Origin of the sequence: Collinsella sp., assembly GCF_052346665.1 — a bacterium.
Taxonomy (GTDB): domain Bacteria; phylum Actinomycetota; class Coriobacteriia; order Coriobacteriales; family Coriobacteriaceae; genus Collinsella.
The window spans coordinates 73454-77859 of record NZ_DAWDUX010000002.1 but is presented as its reverse complement, the minus strand read 5'-3'; the positions used below and the strand labels follow the sequence as shown (position 1 = coordinate 77859).

The 4406-nt window shown below is 57.8% G+C and carries 1 protein-coding gene, 2 tRNA genes and 2 pseudogenes; 2 read left to right on the top strand and 3 right to left on the bottom strand.

Features of this window, described 5'->3' with window-relative positions; genetic code table 11:
- A pseudogene (locus tag ACT8II_RS00930) lies at positions 1–1836 on the top strand (hypothetical protein); the annotation flags it as partial.
- Positions 1837–1998: 162 nt separating this feature from the next.
- Here ACT8II_RS00930 and ACT8II_RS00925 read toward each other — a convergent pair.
- Together ACT8II_RS00925 and ACT8II_RS00920 are read right to left on the bottom strand one after the other, a co-directional pair.
- Positions 1999–2072 (bottom strand) — tRNA-Gly (locus ACT8II_RS00925).
- A 5-nt stretch (positions 2073–2077) separates the two neighbouring features.
- Positions 2078–2154 (bottom strand) — tRNA-Pro (locus ACT8II_RS00920).
- Positions 2155–2367: 213 nt separating this feature from the next.
- On the opposite strand from ACT8II_RS00920, the gene gdhA reads away from it, so the two are divergent.
- Positions 2368–3723 carry an NADP-specific glutamate dehydrogenase gene (gene gdhA, locus ACT8II_RS00915; RefSeq protein ID WP_118653735.1) on the top strand — a complete coding sequence of 452 codons (1356 nt, stop codon included), beginning with the start codon at positions 2368–2370 and terminating at the stop codon, positions 3721–3723.
- A gap of 400 nt (positions 3724–4123) precedes the next feature.
- Here the strand turns inward: gdhA and ACT8II_RS00910 are convergent.
- Positions 4124–4406, bottom strand: a pseudogene (locus ACT8II_RS00910) (hypothetical protein); the annotation flags it as partial.

Here is a 4406-nt window from a genome sequence, read left to right as displayed (position 1 = left end):
ACTTCCGAGTCCACGGTGGTCGAAGCCGATGGCAGGCTCTACCTGTTCGCCCGCCACGGCTGGTATGCCGTTTCCACCGATAACGGTGTCACGTGGAGGGACGAGAAAAGTCTGCCCGCCTCGGGGCTTACGATCGACACCGGGTGCCAGATCAACGCGATCACCTATTCCGAGAAGATCGACGGCAAGACTGCCATCATCCTGTCCTGTCCTTCGGCGAGCCGCCGCATCAATGGCACGATCAATGTCGGTTTGGTGCAGGATGACGGTGGCATCAGCTGGGACTACACCTTTGATGTCACCAAGAATGGCACCTGGTTCGCCTATTCGTCCATGACCGAGTTGCCCGATGGATCTATTGGCATCCTGTACGAGACTAAGCAGACCGCGGCAAGTGCCGACAGCATTACGTACGAGAGCTTCTCCATCGAAGATATTGCCCCTAACGCTGAGATTGGCAACGAGCGGAATGTTTCGGTGCCCCTGTACGGCGAGATCGAGTTTGAGATCGAGGGTTCGCTCAAGGGATATGAGAATGTCGACACCGCGATTCTTGGAATCAAGGTCGAGGATAATGGTGACGGTACTTCGACGGTGACGTTTGAGGGCAAGCGCGAGGGCGTGGTGGAGTTTGTCGACCCTGCGTCTGGCGTCAGCTACACGGTGACGGTTGCCCCCGAGAAGCTCGTCGAGGTTGTTGTCAGTCCCGGCGAGAGCACGACGTTGGGCGTCAATGGTGTCGAAATCGCCCACAAGCCCGATGAAAGCATCGCCTCCATCGAAGTCACGTCTCAAAAGCTCTCTGAGGTCTGGGGTGAGATTCCCGGCAGTCTGGGTTCGGACAACTCGTTTGCGGGCGAGGCTATTCGTTTGAGCGATGCGCTCTTCACGTTCACCGCGAACGGCGAGAACTGGACCGTTTCCGGTACAACGCAGGACGGGGAGACCGCATATCTCAAGATCGAGAAGGCAGGTCTTCCCGGGCAGGGGCAGGCGGGCGTCATCCAGCTTAAGTTCGAGGCGAACAACCTGTTCAGGCTTTATGACACGAGCACGAAAAAGCACCTGCATTTTTGGCGCGACGGCAAAGCTTGCTTCGACCAGTGCGGTGGTAATGACCTTGCTGGAGACTCCATGGAGCTCTATCGTCCAGCCAAGGAGGGGGAGGATGCGAGCACATCGCCAATCCCCGGATATGTTCGCGTGACCGATGCCGCTCAGGTGGTCGACGGTGGCCAGTATCTCATCGTCGCATCAATGGGCGAGGAGCGTTTTGTGCTTAACCCTTCGTTGGGTGTGGGTAATAAATACGCGCATGTGGTCAAGGTCGATCCTGGGCGCACCGAGCAGCGCCTCAAGGTCACGGGTGTGGCTCCCGGCGTGACCGATGCCATGGTGGGCGACACCGTGTGCCGCATCACCGTCGCGGGCTACCTTGCTCCCGAGTTCGTCTGGTCCGATGATTACTCGGAGGCGACCGCGACGTTCAAACATACGGCGGGCGGTGAGACTCAGGAGCTTGCCTGCAAGGTCACGAGCGTGCGGACGGAGCCGACCGAGACCAAGGACGGGTTGGTGGTGTACACAGCCGAGGTCGAGTTCGAGGGCAACGTGTACCGAGATGAAAAGCGGGTTGTGTTGCCGGCCATCGGTGAGCAAGAACCTGGTGGCGGAACAAGCGGCGCGACCGATCAGAAGCCCAATAGCTCTACGGGATCGAATGGCGGCGCATCGCTGCCCCGCACAGGCGACCCGGTTACGATCGTTGGGTTGCTGGGTGCTGCGGGCATTTCGCTTTCCGCCATCGGTGCCAGATTGTTTCGGCGTAAGAACTAACCGGCGCTAAGTGCTTTCGACTGAAAACGCGGCAAAGGGGCATGCCTTCCTCGCCGCGTTTTCTGTCGCATTTTTGCGCAAGTGTGCCCCATCGGCGTGTCCCATGAAAACAGAAAAACAAAACAGGCCAGGGTTTTAACAACTCTGACCTGCGTCTTTTACTGGAGCGGGCGACGGGAGTCGAACCCGCCTCATCAGCTTGGAAGGCTGAGGTTCTACCGATGAACTACGCCCGCGAATGTGGTCGGGACGACAGGATTTGAACCTGCGACATCCTGCTCCCAAAGCAGGCGCGCTACCAAACTGCGCCACGTCCCGAAGGTGCTGAGCAGCTGGGGTACCATGACCCTGCTTGTCCCAAGGCGTTAGCGATTATAGAGCACCTGCGTGCATTCGGCAACGGTCATCGGCAATTGAGCGTTCATCGCATCGAAACCGCTAGGAAACATGTCCATTCCATTTCCCCTTTGCCCTATTCAGCCGTAGTACTATATGCACCGCATCAGCATTCTCATACATTGGAGGCAAACCATGACCTACACCGAGAGGGTCATCGCCGAGCTGCACGAGCGCTATGCCGATCAGCCCGAGTTCATCCAAGCTGCCGACGAGGTCCTTACCTCGATCGCGCCCGCTGTCGACAAGGAGCCCGCATATGAGGAGGCGTCTCTTCTCGAGCGTCTGGTCGAGCCCGAGCGCATTGTCATGTTCCGCGTTCCCTGGGTTGACGACTCCGGTAAGTGTCAGGTCAACCGCGGATACCGCGTCGAGTTCAACTCCGCAATCGGGCCCTACAAGGGTGGCCTGCGTTTCAATCCCACGGTGACGCTGGGCATGCTCAAGTTCCTGGGTTTTGAGCAGATTTTCAAGAACTCCCTTACCACGCTGCCCATGGGCGGCGGCAAGGGCGGCTCCGACTTCGACCCCAAGGGCAAGTCCAACAACGAGATCATGCGTTTCTGCCAGTCTTTCATGACGGAGCTCTACCGTCACATCGGCCCCGATACCGATGTTCCCGCCGGTGACCTTGGCGTGGGCGGACGTGAGATTGGGTACATGTTCGGTCAGTACAAGCGCCTGCGCAATGAGTGGACGGGCGTTCTCACTGGCAAGGGGCTCTCGTTTGGCGGCTCCCTCGCTCGCACCGAGGCAACCGGCTACGGACTCGTGTACTTCGTCGATGAGTATCTCAAGTGCCACGGAGAGTCCTTCGAGGGCAAGACCGTTGTGGTTCATGGTTCCGGCAACGTTGCCATTTACGCTATCCAGAAGGTCTCCCAGCTTGGCGGCAAGGTGATTGCCGCTTCCGATACCAAGGGCTGGGTCGAGGACCCCGAGGGCATCGACTATCAGGTGCTCGAGGATATCTACAACAAGAAGCGTTCCGGCAACGACCGCGGCGTGAGCCTTGCCATGTACGTCGACGCTCACCCGAGTGCCACTTGGCACGCGGAGGACGGCCGCGGCGTGTGGCAGCTTCCCTGCGACATCGCGTTGCCGTGCGCTCGTGAGAACACGCTGCTTCTCGAGGACGCCCAGGCACTCGTGGCAAACGGCTGCAAGGTAGTCGGCGAGGGCGCAAACATGCCCACAACCACCGATGCGACCAACTACCTCATTGAGAACGGCGTCGCCTTCATGCCCGGTAAGGCCGCGAATGCCGGCGGTGTTGCCACTTCTGGTCTCGAGATGAGCCAGAACGCCGGTCACATTTCTTGGACGTTCGACGAGGTCGACGCCAAGCTCGAGAGCATTATGCGCGGCATTTACCATGCCTGCGATGATGCCGCTGCCGCATACGGCTTCGAGGGCAATTACATGGTCGGCGCTAATATCGCTGGATTCAAGAAGGTTGCCGATGCCATGATGGCTCAGGGCATCGTCTAGGAGCATCGTGGCTTGGGGCTTCTGGAGCCCCTAGTCCTTGCGCTCTTAACTGGTTTGGCAGCGCCTGACCGTAAGCGGGGTCCGCGCTCAAGCGCGGGCCCCGCTTTGGTGTCCCGATCGCTGGCGTCTCGAAAATGTTGTCCGTGCAAAAACACTTACAAATATCGACAATATGTACCTTAGGGTCCGGATAAGGACCATTTTGGAGGAAGGTACCTGTTGCAAAACGCCTTGAAGCGCTGAGGTAACAAACAGGTGTTAAATAAAAGAGGGCTCTTCTTCGTACACTATGCCTTCGAAGTTGCTTAGTAGCGTCTTCGGTACCTTTCCTGACTGCTCAAAGGTACACATTGTCATTTTTTGTAAGTGAGTCATAACAAGTGCCATATACTCGAGTGCGTTAATTGCCGAGACCGACAGCCTGGCGCAATTCTCTGAGCAATTCCGGGCATTTTGAAGCGTATGCACGAGCTCGGGGACTAAACTGGATCTGCTTTCTCCGATAGAGTGTGCGTGCGACTGATTCGAGTGCCGCCGCATCTTTGAGCTGCAGGTCGTTTAGCCGGTATACGTCAACGTTCATGCTCATGAGCCCGAGTGCCCGCGCCTCATCTCGACGACGTATCGTTGACTCGTCGTGGTAGCTACCGTTGTACTCAATAATCGCTTTGAAGCGAGGAAGA